Source organism: Weizmannia sp. CD-2023, assembly GCF_036225245.1.
GTDB lineage: Bacteria > Bacillota > Bacilli > Bacillales > Bacillaceae_C > Weizmannia > Weizmannia faecalis.
The window spans coordinates 1-2,374 of sequence record NZ_JARTJQ010000134.1; the positions used below are offsets into that span (position 1 = coordinate 1).

3 protein-coding genes are annotated in these 2,374 nt (G+C 56.9%); 2 read left to right on the forward strand and 1 reads right to left on the reverse strand.

Features of this window, described 5'->3' with window-relative positions; all coding sequences use genetic code 11:
- Positions 1–42 precede the first annotated feature (42 nt).
- Positions 43–1,278 carry a DNA polymerase IV gene (locus P9687_RS16695; RefSeq protein ID WP_328228939.1) on the forward strand — a complete coding sequence of 412 codons (1,236 nt, stop codon included), beginning with the start codon at positions 43–45 and terminating at the stop codon, positions 1,276–1,278.
- Complete coding sequence (locus tag P9687_RS16700; RefSeq protein ID WP_061565211.1) at positions 1,275–1,616, forward strand: YolD-like family protein; 342 nt, start codon at positions 1,275–1,277, stop codon at positions 1,614–1,616. The genes P9687_RS16695 and P9687_RS16700 overlap by 4 nt, the downstream gene beginning before the upstream one ends.
- A gap of 150 nt (positions 1,617–1,766) precedes the next feature.
- Here the strand turns inward: P9687_RS16700 and P9687_RS16705 are convergent.
- A partial coding sequence (locus P9687_RS16705; RefSeq protein WP_328228940.1) for a glycosyl hydrolase family 18 protein occupies positions 1,767–2,374 on the reverse strand: 608 nt, incomplete at its 5' end.

Below are 2,374 nucleotides of genomic sequence, written 5' to 3' on the forward strand. Positions count from 1 at the left end.
TCGTGGGGTTTGCTGAGTTTCGAAGGTAAGAGGGGTTGAACGATGCGCCAGCGTGTGATTGGTCTCGTCGATAGGCAGTCTTTTTATGCACGTGTGGCAAAAGCCGATCATCCGGCGTACAGGGCTAAACCCGTAAGCGTATCGGGGGAGCCGGCGCGCCGGTCCGGGGTGGTGCTCGCTGCCTGCCCGCTCGCGAAAAAGCGCGGCGTGAAGAATGCGCTCCGCCTGTGGGAAGCGCAGCAGCTCTGCCCGGATGCCGTTATTGTTCGGCCGCGCATGCAGCGCTATCTCGATGTATCGGTGCAGATTTCTTCGATTCTTGCCCGCTATACGGATATGGTTGAACCGTATTCCGTTGACGAGCAGTTCATGGATGTAACGGGCAGCAGGCGACTGTTCGGAGAGCCGCGCGAGATCGCCGCGCAAATCCAGCGGGACATCATGGAAGAAACCGGCGTGTATGCCCGCTGCGGGATCGGGCCGAACAAAGTGCTGGCCAAAATGGCGTGCGACCATTTTGCGAAGAAAAACAAAACCGGCATTTTTGAACTGGATCACCATCATCTCAAAACGCATTTATGGCCTTTGCCGGTTGGCAGGATGTTCGGTGTCGGCAGCCGGATGGAGCAGCATCTGAAGCGGCTCGGCATTTATACAATCGGTGCGCTTGCCTGCTTTCCACTTTCTGTTTTAAAAAAACGGTGGGGGATTGGCGGCCAGGTACTGTGGGAGACGGCAAACGGCATTGATGAGTCGCCCGTCTCGAAAGAATCGCACGTCGGACAGAAAGCGATCGGGCATGCGATGACGCTGCCGCGCGACTACGCCGATTTTGAGCATGAAATCAAAGTTGCCCTTCTTGAACTTTGCGAGGAAGTCTGTTTCCGGGCGCGTACTTCAGGCGTCATGGGCGCTTGTGTTTCGGTCGGCTGCCAGGGGGCGGATTATGCCCATCCGTCCGGCTTTCACCGCCAGATGACGCTTCTGGCGCCGACAAACGGGACAATGGACGTTTACCGGGCGGCGTGCCGGCTGTTTCTTTCGTTTTGGGACGGAAATCCGGTCCGCCGTATCAGCGTCGGGCTGTCGCGCCTGTCGCGGGATGATATCCGGCAGCTTGATCTGTTTGAAAACAGGGAAGGGGAAAGAAAGATTGGGTATGCGGTCGACCGCATCAAGCAGAAATACGGTTCCGGCGCCGTCATCCGCGCCGTGTCGCTGCTTGATGCCGGCCAGGCGCTTGAACGTGCCAAAAAGATAGGAGGGCATTACAAATGAGCGGATACCTGCAGCGCGGTAACAAACTTTGGGAAGGGTCACGCATGTTTTTGCCCGAGCATAAGCAGGCACTTTTAAAATGGCAGAAAGAACAGGAAAAACAGGCAAAGCCCGAACTCGATGAGCAGCAGCTTGAAGAGATGAACCATATGCTCATATCTGCCTGCCGGCTGCGCGTGCCGGTTACGGTCCGTTTCTTTGAAGCGGGAAATTTCTTTACCGCCACCGGTACCATTACAAAATTCCGGCCGCTCGAAAAAAAGCTGGAGCTGGCAGGGGAGACAGGGGAGCGGATATCGATCAAACTTTCCGCGGTGACAGAAGTGGAACGGGCATGAAAAACCGGCAAGCCTGAAAAAGCCTGCCGGATGGATTTTCGTACGGGCGATGCAGAAAAATGCAGCACTGGCGGTTTGGACGCATCCTGTTGCAGCAAGAAGCAGCATTCATGAAATCAATCTTAGGGCATCCGTACGCTTTGTTGCGGATTACCGTTTTCTTGCCTGAATGAGTGCCTGCTGCACGACCCAGTTTTCGGGAAACGGGTTGCCGAGCACCCAGTAGCTGATTCCGCGCAGCCCGTATTCGTTTAGCAAATTGATTTTTGCCCGCATGCTGCGCGCATCTTCAAACCAGACTTCATGCTGCTGGCCTGATGCATCAGTGTAACGGAAATAAGGCGCCTGGTCGGTCGGGTGGTAGCGGATGTCAGCCCCGTACCGTGCCGCCAAGGAAAGGGCTTCATGCGGGCTGATCGTGCGCGCCGTTGTGCCTGCGCGCCACGGGATTCTCCAGTCACGTCCGTAAAGCGGCGCCCCCATCATAATCTTATTCCGCGGAATGACGGTAACGGCATAATCAACGACACGCCTCACTTCAGGAATCGGGGCGATGGCCCGCGGCCTGCCGCCGGCCCATCCCCATTCATACGTCATCAAAATGACAAAATCAACGATGGCCCCGTGAGCGCCGGAATCGTGGGCTGCGTAAAGCAGGCCCGGCTGCGTGCCGGAAATTTTCGGCGCAAGCGCAGTCGAGACGAGCAGGCCTTCCGGGCGGAACCGGCGGGCGACGCGCCTGAGAAACGCCGTATAAC